Origin of the sequence: Janthinobacterium sp. GW456P, assembly GCF_002127655.1 — a bacterium.
Taxonomy (GTDB): Bacteria; Pseudomonadota; Gammaproteobacteria; order Burkholderiales; family Burkholderiaceae_D; genus Janthinobacterium.
Window position 1 is genome coordinate 78,039 of sequence record NZ_NEHB01000017.1, and the last position, 18,266, is coordinate 96,304.

General features: G+C 59.5%; 20 protein-coding genes. 17 read left to right on the forward strand and 3 right to left on the reverse strand.

Annotated features, from left to right (window positions below; genetic code table 11):
* The first annotated feature begins 44 nt into the window (after positions 1–44).
* Positions 45–926, forward strand: coding sequence for a DUF1853 family protein (locus CBW66_RS17175; RefSeq protein ID WP_230491965.1), 882 nt, complete (start codon positions 45–47; stop codon positions 924–926).
* A 54-nt stretch (positions 927–980) separates the two neighbouring features.
* On the opposite strand, the gene lplT is transcribed toward CBW66_RS17175, so the two are convergent.
* Positions 981–2,243, reverse strand: a complete 1,263-nt coding sequence (lplT, locus tag CBW66_RS17180) for a lysophospholipid transporter LplT (protein ID WP_086139302.1) — start codon at positions 2,241–2,243, stop codon at positions 981–983.
* Positions 2,244–2,504: 261 nt separating this feature from the next.
* Here lplT and alr point away from each other — a divergent pair, with 261 nt between their 5' ends.
* The 4 genes from alr to fliD all read left to right on the forward strand — a co-directional run bounded on the left by alr (position 2,505) and on the right by fliD (position 7,129).
* Positions 2,505–3,611: an alanine racemase gene (gene alr / locus CBW66_RS17185; RefSeq protein WP_086139303.1), complete on the forward strand. Its 1,107-nt coding sequence runs from the start codon at positions 2,505–2,507 to the stop codon at positions 3,609–3,611.
* A 74-nt stretch (positions 3,612–3,685) separates the two neighbouring features.
* Positions 3,686–5,062, forward strand: a complete 1,377-nt coding sequence (gene radA / locus CBW66_RS17190) for a DNA repair protein RadA (RefSeq protein ID WP_046683923.1) — start codon at positions 3,686–3,688, stop codon at positions 5,060–5,062.
* Between the two features lie 131 nt (positions 5,063–5,193).
* Positions 5,194–5,514, forward strand: a complete 321-nt coding sequence (locus CBW66_RS17195) for a PilZ domain-containing protein (protein WP_071650264.1) — start codon at positions 5,194–5,196, stop codon at positions 5,512–5,514.
* Positions 5,515–5,743: 229 nt separating this feature from the next.
* Positions 5,744–7,129, forward strand: a complete 1,386-nt coding sequence (gene fliD / locus CBW66_RS17200; protein ID WP_086139304.1) for a flagellar filament capping protein FliD — start codon at positions 5,744–5,746, stop codon at positions 7,127–7,129.
* Here the strand turns inward: fliD and CBW66_RS17205 are convergent.
* A complete protein-coding gene (locus CBW66_RS17205; RefSeq protein ID WP_170932897.1) occupies positions 7,126–7,926 on the reverse strand; it encodes a helix-turn-helix domain-containing protein in 801 nt (266 codons plus the stop codon). The two genes, fliD and CBW66_RS17205, sit on opposite strands and share 4 nt — an antisense overlap.
* A 100-nt stretch (positions 7,927–8,026) precedes the next feature.
* Here CBW66_RS17205 and CBW66_RS17210 point away from each other — a divergent pair, with 100 nt between their 5' ends.
* From CBW66_RS17210 to CBW66_RS17220, 3 genes are all read left to right on the forward strand, one after another.
* Positions 8,027–9,262, forward strand: coding sequence for an MFS transporter (locus CBW66_RS17210; RefSeq protein ID WP_086139306.1), 1,236 nt, complete (start codon positions 8,027–8,029; stop codon positions 9,260–9,262).
* Between the two features lie 32 nt (positions 9,263–9,294).
* On the forward strand, positions 9,295–9,789 hold the full coding sequence (gene rraA, locus CBW66_RS17215) for a ribonuclease E activity regulator RraA (RefSeq protein ID WP_070223974.1): 495 nt from the start codon (positions 9,295–9,297) through the stop codon (positions 9,787–9,789).
* Positions 9,790–9,925: 136 nt separating this feature from the next.
* On the forward strand, positions 9,926–10,573 hold the full coding sequence (locus CBW66_RS17220; RefSeq protein ID WP_086139307.1) for a choice-of-anchor C family protein: 648 nt from the start codon (positions 9,926–9,928) through the stop codon (positions 10,571–10,573).
* Positions 10,574–10,805: 232 nt separating this feature from the next.
* Here the strand turns inward: CBW66_RS17220 and CBW66_RS17225 are convergent, their stop codons facing one another.
* On the reverse strand, positions 10,806–11,189 hold the full coding sequence (locus CBW66_RS17225) for a MerR family transcriptional regulator (protein ID WP_086139308.1): 384 nt from the start codon (positions 11,187–11,189) through the stop codon (positions 10,806–10,808).
* An 84-nt stretch (positions 11,190–11,273) separates the two neighbouring features.
* Between CBW66_RS17225 and CBW66_RS17230 the strand changes: the two genes are divergently transcribed.
* From CBW66_RS17230 to CBW66_RS17260, 9 genes are all read left to right on the forward strand, one after another.
* The gene (locus tag CBW66_RS17230; RefSeq protein ID WP_086139309.1) at positions 11,274–11,711 is read left to right on the forward strand and encodes a hypothetical protein; all 438 of its coding nucleotides are present in this window, start codon (positions 11,274–11,276) and stop codon (positions 11,709–11,711) included.
* Between the two features lie 62 nt (positions 11,712–11,773).
* Positions 11,774–13,618 (forward strand): DUF4153 domain-containing protein, encoded by a 1,845-nt coding sequence (locus CBW66_RS17235; RefSeq protein WP_230491964.1) that lies wholly within the window; start codon positions 11,774–11,776, stop codon positions 13,616–13,618.
* Positions 13,619–13,750: 132 nt separating this feature from the next.
* Positions 13,751–14,182 (forward strand): hypothetical protein, encoded by a 432-nt coding sequence (locus tag CBW66_RS28570; protein WP_139841711.1) that lies wholly within the window; start codon positions 13,751–13,753, stop codon positions 14,180–14,182.
* Positions 14,183–14,938 carry a hypothetical protein gene (locus tag CBW66_RS17240; RefSeq protein ID WP_139841712.1) on the forward strand — a complete coding sequence of 252 codons (756 nt, stop codon included), beginning with the start codon at positions 14,183–14,185 and terminating at the stop codon, positions 14,936–14,938.
* A complete protein-coding gene (locus CBW66_RS17245; protein ID WP_139841713.1) occupies positions 14,938–15,258 on the forward strand; it encodes a hypothetical protein in 321 nt (106 codons plus the stop codon). The genes CBW66_RS17240 and CBW66_RS17245 overlap by 1 nt, the downstream gene beginning before the upstream one ends.
* Before the next feature lie 124 nt (positions 15,259–15,382).
* On the forward strand, positions 15,383–15,724 hold the full coding sequence (locus CBW66_RS17250) for a DUF2004 domain-containing protein (protein ID WP_205701141.1): 342 nt from the start codon (positions 15,383–15,385) through the stop codon (positions 15,722–15,724).
* A 130-nt stretch (positions 15,725–15,854) separates the two neighbouring features.
* Entirely contained in the window at positions 15,855–16,202 is a 348-nt protein-coding gene (locus CBW66_RS28575) for a hypothetical protein (RefSeq protein WP_139841714.1), read from the forward strand.
* 114 nt (positions 16,203–16,316) lie between these two features.
* Positions 16,317–16,793 (forward strand): GNAT family N-acetyltransferase, encoded by a 477-nt coding sequence (locus CBW66_RS17255; RefSeq protein ID WP_086139338.1) that lies wholly within the window; start codon positions 16,317–16,319, stop codon positions 16,791–16,793.
* Between the two features lie 727 nt (positions 16,794–17,520).
* A complete protein-coding gene (locus tag CBW66_RS17260) occupies positions 17,521–18,162 on the forward strand; it encodes a DUF4304 domain-containing protein (RefSeq protein ID WP_086139313.1) in 642 nt (213 codons plus the stop codon).
* The last annotated feature ends 104 nt before the right edge of the window (positions 18,163–18,266 follow it).

Sequence of the window (18,266 nt, forward strand, 5' to 3'; positions counted from 1 at the left end):
CCGTCGCTACCTTCCAGGCCCGCTTCGAACGCCGCTGGGGACATTTGACTCACCCACGCGTGCGGGCGCTGGCCTGGCTGCTCGACTCGCCCGACTTGCTGGACCCTGCCAGCCCCCACTGGGGCGGGCGCATCGCCAGTTTGCCTCCCGTCGCGCCTGCCGTGGCGGCGTGGCTGGGGGCGCTGCAGGATGACCCGTCGCCGCTCGATGTGGCGCTGGGCAGCCGGTTCTATTCCCGCCTGGGCCTGTACGCTGAAAAGCTGCTGGCCTTTTATTTTGAGCAGCACGGACTGCTGCAAGCGCATGGCTTGCAAGTGCAGGTCAACCGCAACGACACGGTGGGCGAGTTCGATTTCCTGCTGCGTGACGAGAGTGAATTGTTGCACTGGGAATTCGCCACCAAGTTCTACCTGCTCGAAGGGGCGCCCGATCCCGGCGTCTTCAATCACTTTATCGGCCCGAACCTGGCCGACACCCTGGGCTTGAAGATGCGTAAGATTCTCGACAAGCAACTGGCCTTGTCCCGCCATCCGGCCGCGCAAGGCCTGCTGGCGCACCCCGTGCGCGCGGCGCAGGCGCTGGTCAAGGGCTGGCTATTCTATGCGCCAGGCGCCACACCCGCCATGGACGGTATTTCCCCGGGGCATGGGCACGGTTTCTGGTGCACCCCGGCCCAACTGCCCGAGCAGCGTTATGTCGTACTGCCACGCCTGCAATGGCTGGCGCCGTTCAAGGGCCGCGACGTGGAAGTGCTCGATGTGGAGGCCCTGCGCGCGCAGTTGTTTGATCTGTCGCAACCGGTGATGGTGGCCACGGTGGATACTGTCGAAGGCTGGGAAGTGGAGCGTACGCGCGGTTTTGTCGTGCCCCAAGACTGGACGCAGCAGGCTGCCGCGCGGCGAGTAACAGGCGCGCTTCCTGCGTAGGTCGGATTAGCGCGCAGCGCGTAATCCGACACTACACCGATGCCACCTCATTGCCTAGTGCTTTTGCTCGCCAATCAGCGACAGATTGTCATGCTCAGCCTGGTTCAGCTTGTGCTTGCGCATGATGGCGTACATGGTACCGGCAACGAACAGGCCGAACAGGGTGATGATGATATTGAGCGGCAGGTGCAGACGGATCATGATCGAATACACGGCCAGCATGGTGAGAATCGACAGGTTTTCATTGAAGTTCTGCACGGCGATGGAATGGCCCGCGCTCATCAGGACGTGGCCGCGATGTTGCAGCAGGGCATTCATGGGCACGACGAAGAAGCCGGACAGGGCGCCGATCAGGATCAGCAGCGGGTAGGCGATCCACACGGAGTGCACTTGCGTCATCATCATGACGATCACGCCCATGGCGATGCCCAATGGAATAACGGTCAACGATTTGCGCAGAGGAATGAAGCGCGCCGACAGCACGGCGCCGCCGGCCACGCCGATGGCGACCACGCCCACCAGGCTGGTCGCCTTGTCGAACGGCATGTTCAAGGATTGCTTGGCCCATTCCAGCACGATCAGTTGCAAGGTGGCGCCAGCGCCCCAGAACAGGGTCGTCACGGCCAGGGTGATCTGGCCCAGCTTGTCTTTCCACAGAATGGAATAGCAATTGGCAAAATCGGTGATCAGTTTGATAGGATTGCGTTCCTGGTGCGGATACACGCAGCCCGTGTCGGGTATCTTCAGGTTGGCCAGGGTTGCCAGCACGTAAATACCGACCACGACGCACAAGGCCGCTTCCGTCTTGCTGGTGATGCCCGTGTCGATCAGCGGGATGTCGATCGACAGCAGCAGGTCGGACACGTGGCCGCTGACGAGCGCGCCGCCCATGACGGTGCCGAGGATGATGGAGGTGACGGTCAAGCCTTCGATCCAGCCATTCGCCGCCACGAGCTTTTCCGGCGGCAGCAGTTCCGTCAGGATGCCGTACTTGGCGGGCGAATATACGGCCGCGCCAAAACCGACGACGGCGTAGGCAAGCAGCGGATGCACGTGGAAGAAGACGAGGGCGCAGCCGAAGATCTTGACCATGTTGGCGATGAACATGACCTTGCCTTTTGGCAAAGCATCCGCGAAGGCGCCGACAAAAGCGGCCAACAGCACGTAAAACAGCACGAACGATAACTTAAGTAGCGGCGTGATCCACGCCGGGGATTTCATGGACACCAATAAATCGACGGCGACAAAAAAGAGGGCGTTATCGGCCAGCGAGGAAAAGAACTGCGCCGCCATGATGGTATAAAAACCACGATTCATTCTGGAATGCCTGAAATCATATCTGGCTTGCTTTATACCACGAAAAAACGGCAAACCCCAAGTTTGGCAGGGGCTGCTTTGCATAGTCTTGCCTAAGCGAAGCTTAATTATTCTGCCGTAGAAAAATACACACACATGTGAGCATTTTGTATATGGTGTCCGGCGCACCTATCCTGCTTCCGCTTGCTGCACCCGCTTGCGGCGCCCGCTCGAGTCCCATCCGGTAAAATATGGCTTTCCCACCTGCCGTGAACGACGCATATGCCCAGGCCCATCCTTGCCACTATCCATATTGATGCCATGCAACATAATCTGGCGCGCGCCCGTGCCGGCGCCCGTGGCGCCAAAGTATGGGCTGTCGTCAAGGCCAATGCCTATGGCCACGGCCTGGAACGGGCCATGCGGGGCTTTGCCGAGGCCGATGGCCTGGCGCTGGTCGAGGTCGATTACGCCGTGCGCTTGCGCGAACTGGGCTGGAGCAAGCCTATCTTGCTGCTGGAAGGGTTTTTCGATGCCAGCGATTTGCCGGTCATGGCCCAATACGACTTGAACGGCAGCGTGCATTGCGAGGAGCAGATCGCCATGCTGGCAGCGGCGCAGCTGTCGCACCCCATCGACGTGCACCTGAAAATGAATACAGGCATGAACCGCCTGGGCTTCACGCCGGCTGCCGTGGCGGGTGCTTATGCGCGCCTGCGCGCCATGCCGCATATCGGCATGATCACCGTGATGACGCATTTCGCCAATGCGGACGAGGCGGGGCCCACGCGCCTGCCTTTGGCCCAGCAGATGCTGCGTTTTGAAGCCGGCGTGGCCAGTATCGGCGCGGCCGGCGAAGGCACGCGCTTGCCGCGCAGCCTGTGCAATTCGGCCGGCGTGCTGATGCACCATCTGGACAGCGACTGGGTGCGCCCCGGCATCATGCTGTATGGCGGCACGCCCAGCGGCGCTCCGGGCGGCACGTCCGCGCAAACGTTCGGCTTGCTGCCCACGATGACCTTGCGCAGCAGCATCATTGGTATCCAGGATATCGCCGCCGGTGAGGTGGTGGGCTACGGCAGCCGCTACCAAGCGGCAGGCAACGTCAAGGTGGGGGTGGTGGCCTGCGGCTACGCGGATGGCTACCCGCGCCATGCACCGGAAGGCACGCCCGTGCTGGTCGACGGCGTGCGCACGGGGCTGATCGGCCGGGTTTCGATGGACATGCTGATGGTGGATCTGACCCACGTGCCGGGCGCCAAGGTCGGCAGCAGCGTCACCTTGTGGGGGCAGGGCATGCCGATCGACGAGGTGGCGCTGGCCGCCGGTACCATTGGCTACGAGCTCATGTGCGCATTGGCGCCGCGCGTACCGGTGAATGAAGCGTAGGGTGACGCGGAAGCGCGGTTTGTATATACTGTATATATAACCAGCTATTTTATTTTATCCGGGCAAAGTACACCATGGCAAAAGTCAAGACCATCTACACCTGCAGCGATTGCGGCGCCATCAGCAACAAATGGATGGGGCAATGCACCTCGTGCAACCAGTGGAATACCATGGTGGAAACCCTGCCCGAGACAGGCGGCAATAACCGCTATTCGAACCCGCAGCATATGTCGCTGGCACAGACGGCGCCCGTGCTGTCGCTCGACGATATCGACGCCATCGACGTGCCCCGCTTCGGCACGGGCATCGAGGAATTCGACCGCGTGCTGGGCGGCGGCATGGTGGCGGGCGGCGTCGTGCTGATCGGCGGCGACCCCGGCATCGGCAAGTCGACCCTGCTGCTGCAGGCGCTGGCCAACATGTCGCACCACAAGCGCGTGCTGTACGTCAGCGGCGAGGAATCGGGCGCGCAGATCGCCCTGCGCGCCAAGCGCCTCGTCATCGACGCCAAGGAACTCAAATTGCAGGCGGAGATCCAGCTGGAAAAGATTCTTTCCACCTTGAACGACCTGAAGCCGGAAGTGGTGGTCATCGACTCGATCCAGACCGTGTATTCGGACGCCCTCAGCTCGGCGCCCGGTTCCGTGGCGCAAGTGCGCGAATGCGCGGCGCAATTGACGCGGGCGGCCAAGCAGACGGGCGTGACCATCATTCTGGTCGGCCACGTGACGAAAGAGGGGGCGCTGGCCGGCCCCCGCGTGCTCGAGCACATCGTCGATACGGTGCTGTATTTCGAGGGCGACGCCCATTCCAGTTTCCGCCTCGTGCGCGCCATCAAGAACCGTTTCGGTGCCGTCAATGAGCTGGGGGTGTTCGCCATGACGGAAAAGGGCTTGAAAGGGGTGTCGAATCCGTCGGCCCTGTTCCTGTCGCAGCACGACAACCAGGTGCCAGGCTCGTGCGTGATGGTGACGCAGGAAGGCACGCGCCCCTTGCTGGTGGAAATCCAGGCCCTCGTCGATACCAGCCACTTGCCGAATGCGCGCCGGCTGTCCGTCGGCCTGGAACAGAACCGCCTGGCCATGCTGCTGGCCGTGGCGCACCGCCACGCGGGCATCGCCGCCTTCGACCAGGATGTGTTCATCAACGCCGTCGGCGGCGTCAAGATCACGGAACCGGCGGCCGACCTGGCCGTATTGCTGGCGATTAACTCGTCAATGCGCAACAAGCCCCTGCCGCGCGGACTCGTGGTGTTTGGCGAAGTGGGGTTGGCCGGCGAAATCCGCCCCGCGCCGCGGGGCCAGGAACGCTTGCGCGAAGCGGCCAAGCTGGGCTTTACCCTGGCCGTGGTGCCCAAGTCCAACCTGCCGAAGCAAGTCATCGAAGGCCTCAAGGTCATCGGCGTCGAGCGCATCGACGAAGCGTTTAACAAATTGCGCGACCTGGAGTAAGAGTTGGTATGGTTTAAATGCCAAGCTTGAGGTAAGTCAAACAAAGTTTCCGTTTGGAACTATAATATTTGTCCGATGAGTTCGCGTAGCGAGTTCGCGTCGACAATGAATTAATAGAGAAGCGGAATATAGTGTTAGTTGAGCAAAGACAGGGCGCACGCAAGATATTGCGTGCCAAGGCAATGTTGGTGATGGACGGCGCGGACCCTGTGGCGGCGCGCACCCTTGACGTGGGGCCGGGCGGCATGACGGCCGTCATCGCGGAACCGCTGCCGACAGGCAAGCAGGGCAAGGTGCTGTTCGAGCTGTTTTACGATGGCGCGGCGCACATCATTGAGGCGCGCGTGTCTGTCTCCCACTGCATTTTCAGCAGTGCAGGTTTCAAGGTGGGACTCACTTTCCCGCAGCTGGACATGGCTGTCAGCAGCGCCATTTCGAGATTCATGCGCTGAGGCACGCCCGGGGAGCGCAGCGGGCGAAATGCGCTAAAATGGTGCATATGGGTTTGCAGTCAGGAAAAACCTGTTCTGTTCGCTGTTTTGATATTCCGGTAATACTGCATAATTATCAACCAGAAGAGGGACCTTGCCGCGCCACGCGCGCCTGCCGTCCGTTTCCAGCGCAGCACGGTCAAGACCTGAACCGTGTGCCTTGACCTTACACCCGACGGGAACGCCTACCATGTTTAATTCGACCATCAACAGCAGGGCCTTTACCAACAACACGCAGCAGACGACGCAGGGCAATATTTCGGCCGATGTGTATGCGAAGGTGGAGCGCCAGATGCAGTCGCAGAACACGGGCGTCGTCAAGCTCAACGCCAGCCTGGCGCGCGACCAGGCCAAGTTTTCGGGCCTGGGCCAGCTGCAATCGGCGCTGGCAAAATTCCAGACCGTGGCCAAGAACATGGCCGGCAGCGGCCTGGCCACGTCGGCCACGTCCAGCGCCAAGGATGTGCTGAGCGCCACCACCACCGACAAGGCCGTCAGCGGCAGCCATGAGCTGAACGTCAAGCAGCTGGCGCAGGGGCAGACCTTGCAGAGCGGCGTGCAGAAATCGTCGAGCGCGGCGATCGGCACCGGTGCGCCGGCGCTAGTCAAGATCGAGGTAGGCACGGCCGACGGCAAGCAATTTACGCCCGGCAGCGGCAAGATCATTTCGCTGACCATCGACAGCAGCAACAATAGCCTCGACGGCATCGCCGCCGCGCTCAAGCAGCAGGGCGTCGACGCCAGCGTGGTGAAGGGCGCCGATGGCTACTCGCTGGCCATCAATGGCAAGAGCGGCGCCGACAGCAGCATGCGCATCAGCGTGTCCGGCGACGCGGCCGTCAGCAACCTGCTGAGCTACGCGCCTGGCGCCGGCAAGGGCCTGCAGCAAACCGCCGCCGCGCAGGATGCGCTGCTTACCGTCGACGGCAAGGAAATCAAGAGCGCCACGAATACCCTGACGACGGCTGTCGAGGGCGCCACCATCGAATTGAAGAAAAAAGGCACGACCGATCTCGTCATCGCCAAGGACAGCAGCCAGATCGCGACCAACGTGGCCAGCTTCGTCACGGCCTACAATGAACTCAACAGCAAGCTGCAAAGTCTGCAGCAGGGCGACTTGAAATCCGACACCGCCCTGGGTCAGGTGCGTTCGCAGATGGAGCAAGTGCTGCGCACGGCCAGCACAGGCGTGCCCGCCTCCATCCTCAGCAGTGCTGGCGTGACCTTGGGCAAGAGCGGAGAACTGGTGCTCGACGATAAAAAACTCAAGGCCGCCATCGCTGCCGACCCTGATGCCGTCAGCAAGTTGTTTACGAATAACGGCAAGGGCGTGGCCGACCAGTTTTCCAGCAAGATCGGCGAGTTGACAGGCGAAACGAGCATCATCCGCAAAGAAGTGCAGACAGTCGGCAAGGACATCACCACGCTGACCAACAAGAAAGCCGTGCTGGCCAAGGCGCTGACGGCCCAGGCGCAGGCGCTGATCAAAGCCTATTCGGCCCAGGAGCAGATGGGAACGAACTCGGCCTTGCCGGGCTATACCGGTAAAAATTCGCTCTTCGACTTTATGGCTTAAGAGCGCTCGCTCTGGGCAAAGAATGCCGACGGCGAACTGCCGAAGGTCTTCTTGAACATGGCGGAAAAGGCCGACTGGCTGGCGTAGCCCAGTTCTTCGGCCACCTGCGACAACGGCACGCCGCGCGCGATCAGGGGCGCCGCGTGCGCCAGGCGCACCTGCTGGCGCCACTGGCCAAAACTCATGCCCAATTCGCGTTCGAACAGCCGCGCCAGGGTGCGTTCCGAGGCGCCGACCAGCTGCGCCCAGTGTTCCAAGGTCTGATTCAGGCCCGGTTTCTCGATCAGGCTGTCGCACAGGGTCTTCAGGCGCTTGTCGCTGGGCAAGGGGACGCGGATGGGGCGCGTGGCCGAGCGTTTCAATTCATCAAGGATCAGTTCGGCCAGCAGCGCTTCGCGCGCCGGTTCCTGGCCCGGATCCAGCTGTTCCAGTGCCATGATCAGCTGGCGCAGCAGGTTCGACACTTCCAGTACCTTGCAATCCTGGCCCGCGAACGGCGCGCGTGCGGCATGGATGCACAGGGGGCGCAAGCGGGTTTTTTCCAGTATCGTGACGGCATGCTCCACATTGGGCGCGATCCAGATGGCGCGCATGGGCGGCAGCACCCAGCTGCTGTTGTTGGCAGTGATGCGCAGTACCCCTTCGAGCGCCATCGTGACCTGACCCCAGGGGTGGGTATGCGGTAACAAGAATTCATCGGGTTGCAGGTCGCGCGCGATCATCGTCACGGGGATGGTCGCGCTGGGCGCTTCCCGCGGCGGACACATGCGGGTATGGTGGAGGATAGGTACACCCATCAGCTTGGCCTTAATTCGATAAATTATGTCATCCTGTCGGAAAACAGACGATGATATTTTGCATACACTTGAGCTTCACCAGTATAAGACAGGGTATGACATGATAACAACTAACTCAGCGTCCGAACTTCCAACCTTGCGCAGCGATGCGCGCGTCATCGCCCTGGTGGGGCTGGCGCATGGCGTGTCGCATTTCTACCATCTGATCCTGGCGGCCCTGTTCGTCTGGCTGAAACCCGCATTCGATCTGTCATATGCGGAGCTGGGCCTGCTGATGACGGTGTTTTTCATCATCTCGGGCGTGGGGCAGGCGCTGGCCGGTTTTGTCGTCGACCGCTTCGGCGCCCGCGCCGTGTTGTTTTCCGGCGTCTTTCTGCTGGGCATATCGGCGCTGGCCTTGTCCACCGCGCACAGCTATGCCGCGCTGATGCTGGGCGCCATGCTGGCTGGCATGGGCAACAGCGTGTTCCATCCGGCGGACTACACGATCCTCAACCAGCGCGTCTCGGCGGCCCGCGTGGCCTACGGTTTTTCCGTGCATGGCATCAGCGGCAACATCGGCTGGGCCCTGGCACCGCTGTTCATGACGTATGTCGCCACCCATTATGACTGGCGAATCGCGCTGCAATGCGCGGCCGTGCTGCCGTTCGGCGTGCTGCTGATCCTGTTCCTGAACCGTCACGCCATCCGCCCCGCGTCTGTCAAGAAGGCCGCAGCGGGTCAGCCGGCTGGCGGTGAAGGCACCCTGGATTTTCTGCGCCTGCCTGCCGTGTGGATGTGCTTTGCCTTCTTCTTCATTACCGCCATCGCCCTGGGCGGCATTCAGAGCTTTGCCAGCGTGGCCCTCGTCAAGCTGTACGGCATGAGCCTGGCGTTGGCCACCAGCGCCTACACGGCCTATATGCTGGCCTCGGCCGTGGGCATGCTGGCCGGCGGCGTGGTGGGCGCGCGCAGCAAGCAACCGGACCGCAACGTGGCGATCGCCTTTTCCGCCGCCGCGCTGCTGGCCGTGCTGCTGTCCATGGCCGTCGTGCCGGCCTGGGGCGCGGTGGTGCTGATGGGCGCCATCGGCTTGACGTCGGGCGTGGCGGGACCGTCGCGCGACCTGATGATACGCGCGGCGGCGCCGAAGAATGCCACCGGGCGCGTGTATGGCGTCGTGTATTCGGGCCTCGACAGCGGCCTGGCCGTCGGTCCCCTGTTCTTTGGCGCGCTGATGGATGGCGACCATCCGGCCCTGTTGTTCGTGTTTATAGGCCTGTTCCAGGCGCTGGCGATTGCCACGGCCGTGGGAGTGGGCGGCAAAACGCGTGCCGCCGCGCTGCAAAAGGCATAGAATCGTTGCCATCTGCTACGAAAGGAGTCCCCATGACCTTTGCCACCACCGACCTGTGCGACGACTATGCTGCCATGCTCGACGACGGCACCCTGGCCGTGCTGCCGCCCGTGTACCGCGCTTTCGGCCAGCGCGTGCGTTTCAGCGGGCCCGCCACCACCTTGCAAGTGTTCGAGGACAACGCCCTCGTGCGCAGCACGCTGGAAACGCCGGGCCAGGGCCACGTGCTGGTCATCGATGGCGGCGGCAGCCTGCGCCGCGCGCTGGTGGGCGGTCAACTGGGCGTGCTGGCCGAAAGCAATGGCTGGGCCGGCATCGTTGTCGATGGCTGCATCCGCGACAGCGAGGAAATCAATGTCTGCCAGATCGGCGTGCGCGCCCTGGCCACGCATCCGCGCAAGAGCAACAAGACGGGCGCTGGCCAGCGCGACGTGCGCGTGCAGCTCAGTGGCGTGGCCGTGCATCCGGGCGACTGGATCTATGCCGATGCGGACGGCATCCTGGTGGCGAGGCAAGAACTCGATTGACGGCGTAGTGCGCCTGAAAACGTTGCAAATTATCTACATTCAATATATTTCTGCAAAGTTCTTTGATTTTCATCATGGCTGAGATATGATTTCACTTAAGGAAACTTTAATATCGATAAAGCAAGGAAATCAGATCATGAAAATCGCCACCATCGCAGCAGTTGTCGCCCTGTTTGCCGCAGCCAGCGCCAGCGCCAGCGCCAGCCCAGTCAACCTGATTACGAACGGCAATTTTGACACGGTCGCTTCCGGCTACACCTTCGACAGCGGTTTTAAAGTCGTCAACAGCGGCTCTTCGGCCATCACGGGCTGGACCGTGGGCGCCAGCTCCGTCGACCTGATCCGCAATGCGTATAACGCCATCGATGGCTACAGCGTCGATATGCTGGGCACGCCTGGTCCTGGTTTCCTGTCGCAAAATTTCAATGTCGTTGCCGGCCAGACTTACAATCTGAGCTTTGACATGGCGCGCAATTCCGGCGGCCCCGCAGGCCAGGGCGTGAGCGTCAATTTCGGTGGCGCGGCCGGTAATTTCTACTCGACCGCCGCCGTGTCGAACACCTTGTACAGCCACACCCTGAGCTTCACTGCCGCTTCCACTGGCCTGGCGACCCTGTCGTTTGCCAGTGCCGCCAAGGCCGGCACGCCATTCGACAATTACTCGGGCGCCGTCATCGACAACGTGTCCGTGATGGCCGCCGTGCCGGAACCGGAAACCTACGCCATGTTGCTGGCCGGTCTGGGCCTGATGGGTTTCCTGCGCCGCCGCAAGGCTGCCAAGTAAGCCGGGTTGGCCTGACATCAAACCGCCTGCTGCCATGCACAGGCGGTTTTTTTTGGCTCTGTCCCCGCTCAGCAGGGGACGTCCGGGAATTTTCCTGTGTCCCTGCTGTCTGACTGTGCATCGCAGACCAACGGGAGCCTTCCATGCGGACAGGCCAATGCAACACCTTCATCGCCCGGTTCGCCGCACTGAACCGTCGCCAGCGCCCGGCAGGAACAGCCACGGCAGCAGTTTAGGGATTTGCATCGGCATCTCCGCGCAATGGGCACGCCGCCGCTGCCGCCCCCATACGCCGTACCAGTTCGCCGCGCAACTGCGTCAATCCATCGATGCGCGCATCGATTTCGCCCAGCTTGCGCGCCAGCGCCGCGCGCAGCAGATCCGCCGTGGCGGGATCGCCTGCGGCCGCCAGCAGCGGCATGTCGGCTTCGATTTCCGCCAGGGTAAAGCCCAGCTGCTGCGCCGTGCGCAGGTAGCGCAGCCAGTCGGCCGCTTCGGGCGGGTAGTCGCGGTAGCCGTTCGCGCCGCGCCGCGCGCGCAGCAAGCCCCGTTTTTCATAGAAGCGCAGGGTATCGCGGCTCAAGCCCGTCGCCTGTGCCATCTCGCCGATCTGCATGGTTCTTTTCTTTCATAAAATGCTTGACCCTGGAGTGTACTCCAGCCTCGATCATGGGCGCTTTCCACTGACAGGAGTTCCCCCATGTTGTCCGTTTCCGCCTTCCGCCGTGTGGTGCGCGCCAGCGCCATTTATGATGTGCTCATGACTGCCCCGTTTATCACGCCGTGGACGTTTTTGCTGCTGCGCGAGCACTTGAACGCTATCAACGTGGGCCTGGGCGGCGCGCCGCTGCCTCTCTTCGAACCCTTGCATCTGCTGTTCAGCAGCTTGTTTGGCAGCGTGGTGATGGTCTGGTCGGTGCTGCGCATGCTCGACCCGCAGCCGCGCTTCGGCCGCTATGACGCGGCGGCCCGCTACCTGTTTTCCACCTGGATGGCGTGGGCCTTGCTGGTGACGGGCCAGCCCGTGCTGTGGCTGTTCATCGTGCCGGAACTGGCCTGGGGCCTCGCGCAAAGCCTGCCTCTGCACGGCGCCGTGGCCGGGCGGGAAGGGCGTGCGCACGAATCGCTGTTGAGATGAATATAACGAAATGCAATAATGGGCGTGCTTTACAGCAATAAACGACTATTAAAGGAATGACTATGCAGCAGGATGCCGCTGGAAAAAACATGGCGTTGCTCGATCCGGTGGTGGCGCCGCGCATCGCGGTGACGCGCCTGGTGGCGGGCCTGCTGCAAGGCTTGCTGCTGTACTGGCTGTACAGCACGGCGCAAGACAAGGTGTGGCCCGCGACGGAAGCCTACCTGCTGGGTCCGCTGATGCTGATCAGCCTGCTGCTGCCCATCCTGCTGGTGTCCAGCCTGGGCCACATGTCGGTGAAACGCATCGCCCTGTGGATGGCGGGCGCGGCTGTCGTGCTGGCCGTGCTGGCCTGGCATGACGTGGCGCGCGGCGCCGAACATGTGATCTGGGGTAATTACAAGCCGGGCGCGCCGCTGCGCGTCATTTCCGCCCAGCTATTCGGCTTCTGCGTGGTGGGCTTGTATATTGCCCACGCGCTCGTGCTGGCCAGTGCCCAGGATGGCCAGCGCATCGCGCGCTATCCCACCTACTTTGAAATCGCCTGGAAGCTGGGCATCCAGCTGCTGTTTTCCCTGCTGTTCGTGCTGGGTCTGTGGCTGGTGCTGTGGCTGGGCGGGCAGCTGTTTCTGTTGATCAAGCTCAGTTTCCTGAAAAAGCTGCTGGGCCAGGCGTGGTTCGTGATTCCCGTCATCTGCTTCGCGTTTTCGTTCGCCATTCACATCACGGACGTGCGCCCATCCATCGTGCGCGGCATCCGCACCTTGCTGCTGGTGCTGCTGTCGTGGCTGGTGCCGATCGCCGCCGTGCTCGTTTCCGGTTTCTTGCTGACCCTGCCATTCATCGGCTTCGAGCGCCTGTGGGCCACGCGCCATGCGGCATCCGTGTTGCTGGGCATGGCCGGGGTGCTGGTGGTGCTGATCAATGCCGCCTTCCAGAATGGCGAAGTGGGCCATGGCGTGGCGCGCGGCATCCGACTGGGCACGCGCCTGGCATGTTTGCTGCTGCCGTGGGTGGTCGGCATCGCCATCTATGCGCTGACCCTGCGCGTGATGTCGCATGGCTGGACGTCCGACCGCCTGATCGCTTGCGCCTGCCTCTTGATCGCCACCTGCTACGCCGCCGGCTATGCCTGGGCGGCCAGCAAGTACGGCGACTGGCTGCACCTGATTGCCAACGTCAACGTGGCCACGGCCTTTGTTACCCTGCTGGTGCTGTTCGCCTTGTTCTCGCCGCTGGCCGACCCGGCGCGCATTTCCGTGGCCAGCCAGATGGCGCGCCTGGAGAGCGGCAAGGTTGGCGTGGACAAGTTCGATTTCGAATATTTGCGCTTCCAGGGCGCCCGCTACGGCCAGGCGGCCTTGCAGGAACTCAAGACGCGCACGACGGGCCCGGACGCCGCCATCGTGCGGGCCCGTGCCGAGGCCATGCTCAAGCGCCAGAACCGGCTCGACGAGACGGGTGCGCTGAGCGACGTATCGATCAACCTCACCCTGCGTCCGGCAACGGCGAAGCTGCCGCAGAGTTTCCTGCGCCAGGACTGGACGCAAGTGAGCCCGGCCTGGCGCTTGCCCGCCTGCTTGAAGCGGGCAGGGCCACAGTGCGATGCCTACCTGCTCGATTTCGATGGCGACGGCAAGCAGGAAGTGCTGCTGATCAGCAATGACCCGCGCGCCTCATCCGTCTTGCTGGCGGAAAAGGACGACGGCAGCTGGACCGCGCGCGGGCAAATCCCCACCGACGCCCTGCGCTGCAAGCCCCTGCGCGAAAAACTGCAGGCGGGCGAATTCCAGCTGGTGCCGCCGAAAGTGCGCGAGCTGGAAGTCGACGGCCAGCGCGTGCCGATGACCTTGTACACGCAGGAGGACGAGCTCAGCTGCCCGGAGGAGACGGCGGCGACGCCGTAAATGGCCTGAGGAGGGCTGGAAGCGCCTGATAGAACCACTTGCTTGTCATGAATACAATGACTTCATGGGCCGAGCGATTTCGGCCGTCCGCTATCGGCCAGTAGCAGACAATCGAAATTTTTAGGAGCCAACATGACTGCGCAATGTCCCGATATCTTGATTGTTGATGTCGAATCTATTTTACTGTCGGGCTTGCAGTTGTACGGTGTCTGCATCGGAGACATTGATGAGCCGAGAAAGTCATCTAATTATGTATTTGTGTCATCGGCCGACGAAACGAAGATGACTGAATGCACAGCGTTATGGCGTGGTTATGTGTCGGCGTATCGGCTTAAGAGCAACGGAACGTTGGTACTTGAACGAATGGAATACCCATTTTCGGATGGCGTGGTGGCAGATGAAATAAACGAAATTCTTCTAGGAGATTTTTGGCTTGATCTTCGGGTTTGGTTTATGGGCGACGCAGTGAGGATTCCATTCCGGGATGGTTTGGTATCGCTTGACCGTAGCACCTGGAGGTTTTCGTCCGGCGTCCCGCTTCCACGACAGTGGCCGAGGCAATAAATGAAGGTCCGCAATGGGGCGGAACGCGGCAACGACGGCAACCGGGCAGAAGCAGACATTCAAGTTGACGTGACAATGTGTGACTTATCTCGCTTGCTAATTCGTTATGCTCACGGGCCGCTGGCGGCCCGAAGCGGACGCCGTAACATCGAATCCGTATGTCCACACGAGGAAACGAAGCCTATGAATGATTTTGAACAATTCTCTTACTGCCACATTTGTGCCGCGTTGGCAAACATCGATACGTCGACCATTCCGGATATTTATGCATTGTCATTCTTCATTTACGATAACGACGACGATCCGCGTTATCCGGTTCTGCAACTTGGCTACAATACATTGACGCATTTGACGGAATGCACGCCCTCAGCGTCCGATGCCGCAGAAGCGAAATGGAACTTTGCCTTTTGGCTCCAGAACGAATTGAAATACATTGGTGAACCCGATACGGAAGGCGGCCAACTGCTGGAAGAGCTTCTGAAGGCACGAGGGCTATGGTACACAGATGAAGATGAGGAAGCCGACTTTGATCGGTGTATGCGCATTGGGGGCGACATCAACGCCTACTTTGTAGACGCATGTGTTCGGATCGCACGGGCACTTCATGAAAACGGCGTTATCGAAAAGGGCTTTTCACGCCCGATCCCGATTGTCGTGCATGAACTCGAATACTATGATGAGATTGCTGTACAAACGCGATTGGCCAATCCGCCAGATTTGGCGAAAGAATTTGAAGACTGGATCGCCAGCATGTAATGGAATCTGTTCGCTATGGAGCGGCATCCGCCAACGACGGCAACCGGCCAGAAGCGGTCTTTCAAAACCGCCCTTGCAGAGAAACAACCAAAACAGGATATTGTTGCATCGTGAAAATTAAAGACGAAGATGTAATTCAAGCACTGACGGTTAATGGCATAACTTTAGACCGCTGGCTCTCCCTTGACAGTCATCTCGTCGGCTATCTTGACGAGAGTGGTGGTCTAATGGCACGCATCATTGAGGATGATGCGCTCGCCGTCGCGGCTTCCAAGATGCTTCAAAAGCGGGGGCAGATTCACATCATTAAGCGCGTATAGCAGTGTTCGCCTTGGGGCGGAACCTGCCGATGACAGAAACCGGGCAGTAGCGGTCAGTCAGATTCGACCACGAGGGGCAAAACTGTATCCCCAGTGAAAATTGGACACCTTTTAGGAGAACGTAGTGCAACCACAGTTAGATGAAATTAAGCGGCGTGAGATGTCTGCGCTAGCCGCGATTCGTGATGCGTTCGGTACCGAAGCTGATGAATACGGTGGAACTCTATTCGTCTCTCACCACCTCGAAGAGTTGGACGCCACCTATTGGCAGTCGAATCTGGCCACTACGTCCCCCGAACCCGAACAGGTTCTTGGCCTCTTGGAATTGAAGTCTCACTGGGGGGACGAGGATGAGAACGGTATTGATGTGTTCGATTTTACTTTGCCTGGCAAGGTCACAAATTACGTACTTAGCGTCCGATTCGATGAAACAGGTGCCATCGAGGAAATTTCCATGGAAAGCTAAACGCAGTATGCCCAATCTTGCAACCGACTCGGATATGCTTTAGCGCTCCGACGCGCGTCTGCTTTGGACGTAGTTGGCTGTCGCAAGGCGGCCAGCAGCGGATGCCCAACTCGCGACTTAAAGGTACTAAGTGGCCTATCATCTGATGATATTTAAACAGTCTACAGCGATTGAGCCAACCATCAGTCTGTACTTAGGTTCCGCTCAGACCGTGTATCTCTATTGGGAAGCCGCAAGCTTCGATATCGGGCTGCCAACGATTAGTACAATTACAGAACGAGCTGATTCTGAGGCGGGATTCTGCCTTTCGGGTGCCACGCTTACTGCTTTTAAGGTGGAGTTGGAGCTGCTATACAAACACTGGAATACATCACACAAAGGCCACGAATTGCCGCCTACGCATTGTCAACTGATGCGTGCAGTGATTTTAGCATTGGACGATGAGTCGTTTGACAACGCAACGCTGATGATTGCATAGCTCGCTGGTAGGATTTGAGAGTCAACTTTGGGGCGGAACCTGCTAACGACAGCAGCCGGCCAGAAGCTGACCTTCGCAATGTCGACTTTTTTTTCACAACATGGGGAAAGGACGATGGAGAATGTAATCAATACTTTCGGCACTTTCGTTCGCGAGGTAAAAGACAGCGATTTTCATGAGTGGCAGGCATTGTGGCTTGGTTACAATGAGTTCTACGGTCGCCACGGTGAAACCGCGCTACCTGAAAAAACGACTTTGATGACTTGGTCACGTTTTTTTGACGCCTACGAACCGATGCATGCTTTGGTAGCCGTGAAGGAGGATAAGGTGGTGGGGTTTGCTCATTTTCTATACCACCGAAGCACAATTCAGATCGGTCCTAGCTGCTATTTACAAGATCTGTTCACTACTGTATCGGTTAGGGGGCAGGGTGTTGCCCGCTGTCTTATTGAACGGGTCTATGTCGAAGCCGCAGCCGCTGGATGCCACCGAGTGTACTGGCAGACGCACGAGACGAACGCTACCGCAATGCGACTGTACGACGGGATTGCTGAGAAGTCTGGCTTCCTCGTTTATCGAAGATTGCTGTGATATAAATCGGCTGAAATCGGCCAGAAGCAGCCATTCGCGTTTACGTGGCATTGCGTGACTTTTCTCGCTTGGTAATTCGATATGCTCATCGGCCGCTGGCGGCCAGAAGCGGTCACTCCAGAAGCGGTCACTCGCGCGAGCAAGAAAAAATGGAAGATAAAATAATGCTCTTGTGGAAGATTCAATCAGCTATTCAGCAGATTCAGCCTCTGGCAGTGAAAGGCTGGCCGCCTGGGCAATCCGGGGCGGGGTCAGGTCTGCCATTCGGACACGATCTCAGCCTAGGTGTTCAGACTCACAGCAAACCGTGCAGTACTAACTGTTAATACGGCACTACTTACTATGCTGTGTATGCGTATTGACGCTGAGCTTACGCAGAGACTTCAGCTTGGGGATTCGCATAGCTGGGCTTGTGTCAGAATGGCAGACCTGCCCCTCAGACGCACGGTTGGAATGGACTGTTGATGCGAAGAGTTCATTCGAGGCAATGACTATGTATTATAGATTTCGAGATTGGGGGGCTACACAACGTCCTTTCCTGAGATCGATATGATTCCATATGCCGACGAATAATTTTTCAGCTAACGGCCAGAAGCGGTCGTTCATTTCATGGGACGACAAAGTCGCGAGTTGAATGGCGGTGTCGCTATTCATTTCGCGCAGCATTACGGTCTGGCTCTACGCTATGTCTACCAGTAGCCTGTTACTTTGAATTTTGGGAAACACAATGTCCATTGAAACTACGCGTATCGAGACCATTATTAAGGTTCACTTGGCTCCAGAACTTCGTGCAGAAGGCTTTACGGGATATGGAAGGACGTTCCGCCGCACTCGGGATGGTCAAATCCATGTGGTCAATATTCAGGGGGCGAGGTATGGAGGACAGTTCGCGATCAATCTTGTTATTCAACCAGTTGCAGTTCCTGATGTACTAGGTAACGCATCCGCCCCAAAGAAGATCGCTGAGTCCGCGTGTGAGTTCAGGAGGCGATTGTCGGAATCCGGGGCAGATCAGTGGTGGCGCTATGATGATCAGGCATCACTTGAAAGGGCAATGAACGATGCAGCCAAGGTCTACGTGGCATACGGTCGCCCGGTGTTTGATGCGATGTCGATGCCGGCCTCTTCACTCGACACAATGAAAGTGGAACACTTGGTGGAAGGTCCGATGGAGTTCAGTGGATTTGGGATAACGAACGTTCGCTTAGCTCTTGTACTCGCGCGTCTGCGCGAAGTGGAAGGGAGAATCCCCGATGCCGTTTCATTTGCAGCGTACGGACTCCAACATGCAATCAATGCATTTGGACTTAGATCGGAACTGGAGCGAATCGCAGCACTGCCCCATAGTCCGCCGGACCAAATGAGCTAGCGTGCCCTAGTAGCCAGAACATCGGAACGCTGCTTTGAGTCTTTACCAATGTCCCCAATGGGGCTGAAACCGCCGACGACGGCAAGCGGCCAAGAGCGGCCGTT

Coding starts and splice junctions, on each gene's coding strand:
- CBW66_RS17245 (WP_139841713.1), top strand. CDS start 14,938: ATGGAATCTGTTCGCTATGGAGCGGCATCCGCCAACGACGGCAACCGG.
- CBW66_RS17205 (WP_170932897.1), bottom strand. CDS start 7,926: ATGGGTGTACCTATCCTCCACCATACCCGCATGTGTCCGCCGCGGGAA.
- CBW66_RS17255 (WP_086139338.1), top strand. CDS start 16,317: ATGGAGAATGTAATCAATACTTTCGGCACTTTCGTTCGCGAGGTAAAA.
- CBW66_RS17260 (WP_086139313.1), top strand. CDS start 17,521: ATGTCCATTGAAACTACGCGTATCGAGACCATTATTAAGGTTCACTTG.
- lplT (WP_086139302.1), bottom strand. CDS start 2,243: ATGAATCGTGGTTTTTATACCATCATGGCGGCGCAGTTCTTTTCCTCG.
- rraA (WP_070223974.1), top strand. CDS start 9,295: ATGACCTTTGCCACCACCGACCTGTGCGACGACTATGCTGCCATGCTC.
- CBW66_RS17225 (WP_086139308.1), bottom strand. CDS start 11,189: ATGCAGATCGGCGAGATGGCACAGGCGACGGGCTTGAGCCGCGATACC.
- CBW66_RS17235 (WP_230491964.1), top strand. CDS start 11,774: ATGCAGCAGGATGCCGCTGGAAAAAACATGGCGTTGCTCGATCCGGTG.
- CBW66_RS28570 (WP_139841711.1), top strand. CDS start 13,751: ATGACTGCGCAATGTCCCGATATCTTGATTGTTGATGTCGAATCTATT.
- CBW66_RS17240 (WP_139841712.1), top strand. CDS start 14,183: ATGAAGGTCCGCAATGGGGCGGAACGCGGCAACGACGGCAACCGGGCA.
- CBW66_RS17220 (WP_086139307.1), top strand. CDS start 9,926: ATGAAAATCGCCACCATCGCAGCAGTTGTCGCCCTGTTTGCCGCAGCC.
- fliD (WP_086139304.1), top strand. CDS start 5,744: ATGTTTAATTCGACCATCAACAGCAGGGCCTTTACCAACAACACGCAG.
- CBW66_RS17230 (WP_086139309.1), top strand. CDS start 11,274: ATGTTGTCCGTTTCCGCCTTCCGCCGTGTGGTGCGCGCCAGCGCCATT.
- alr (WP_086139303.1), top strand. CDS start 2,505: ATGCCCAGGCCCATCCTTGCCACTATCCATATTGATGCCATGCAACAT.
- CBW66_RS17210 (WP_086139306.1), top strand. CDS start 8,027: ATGATAACAACTAACTCAGCGTCCGAACTTCCAACCTTGCGCAGCGAT.
- radA (WP_046683923.1), top strand. CDS start 3,686: ATGGCAAAAGTCAAGACCATCTACACCTGCAGCGATTGCGGCGCCATC.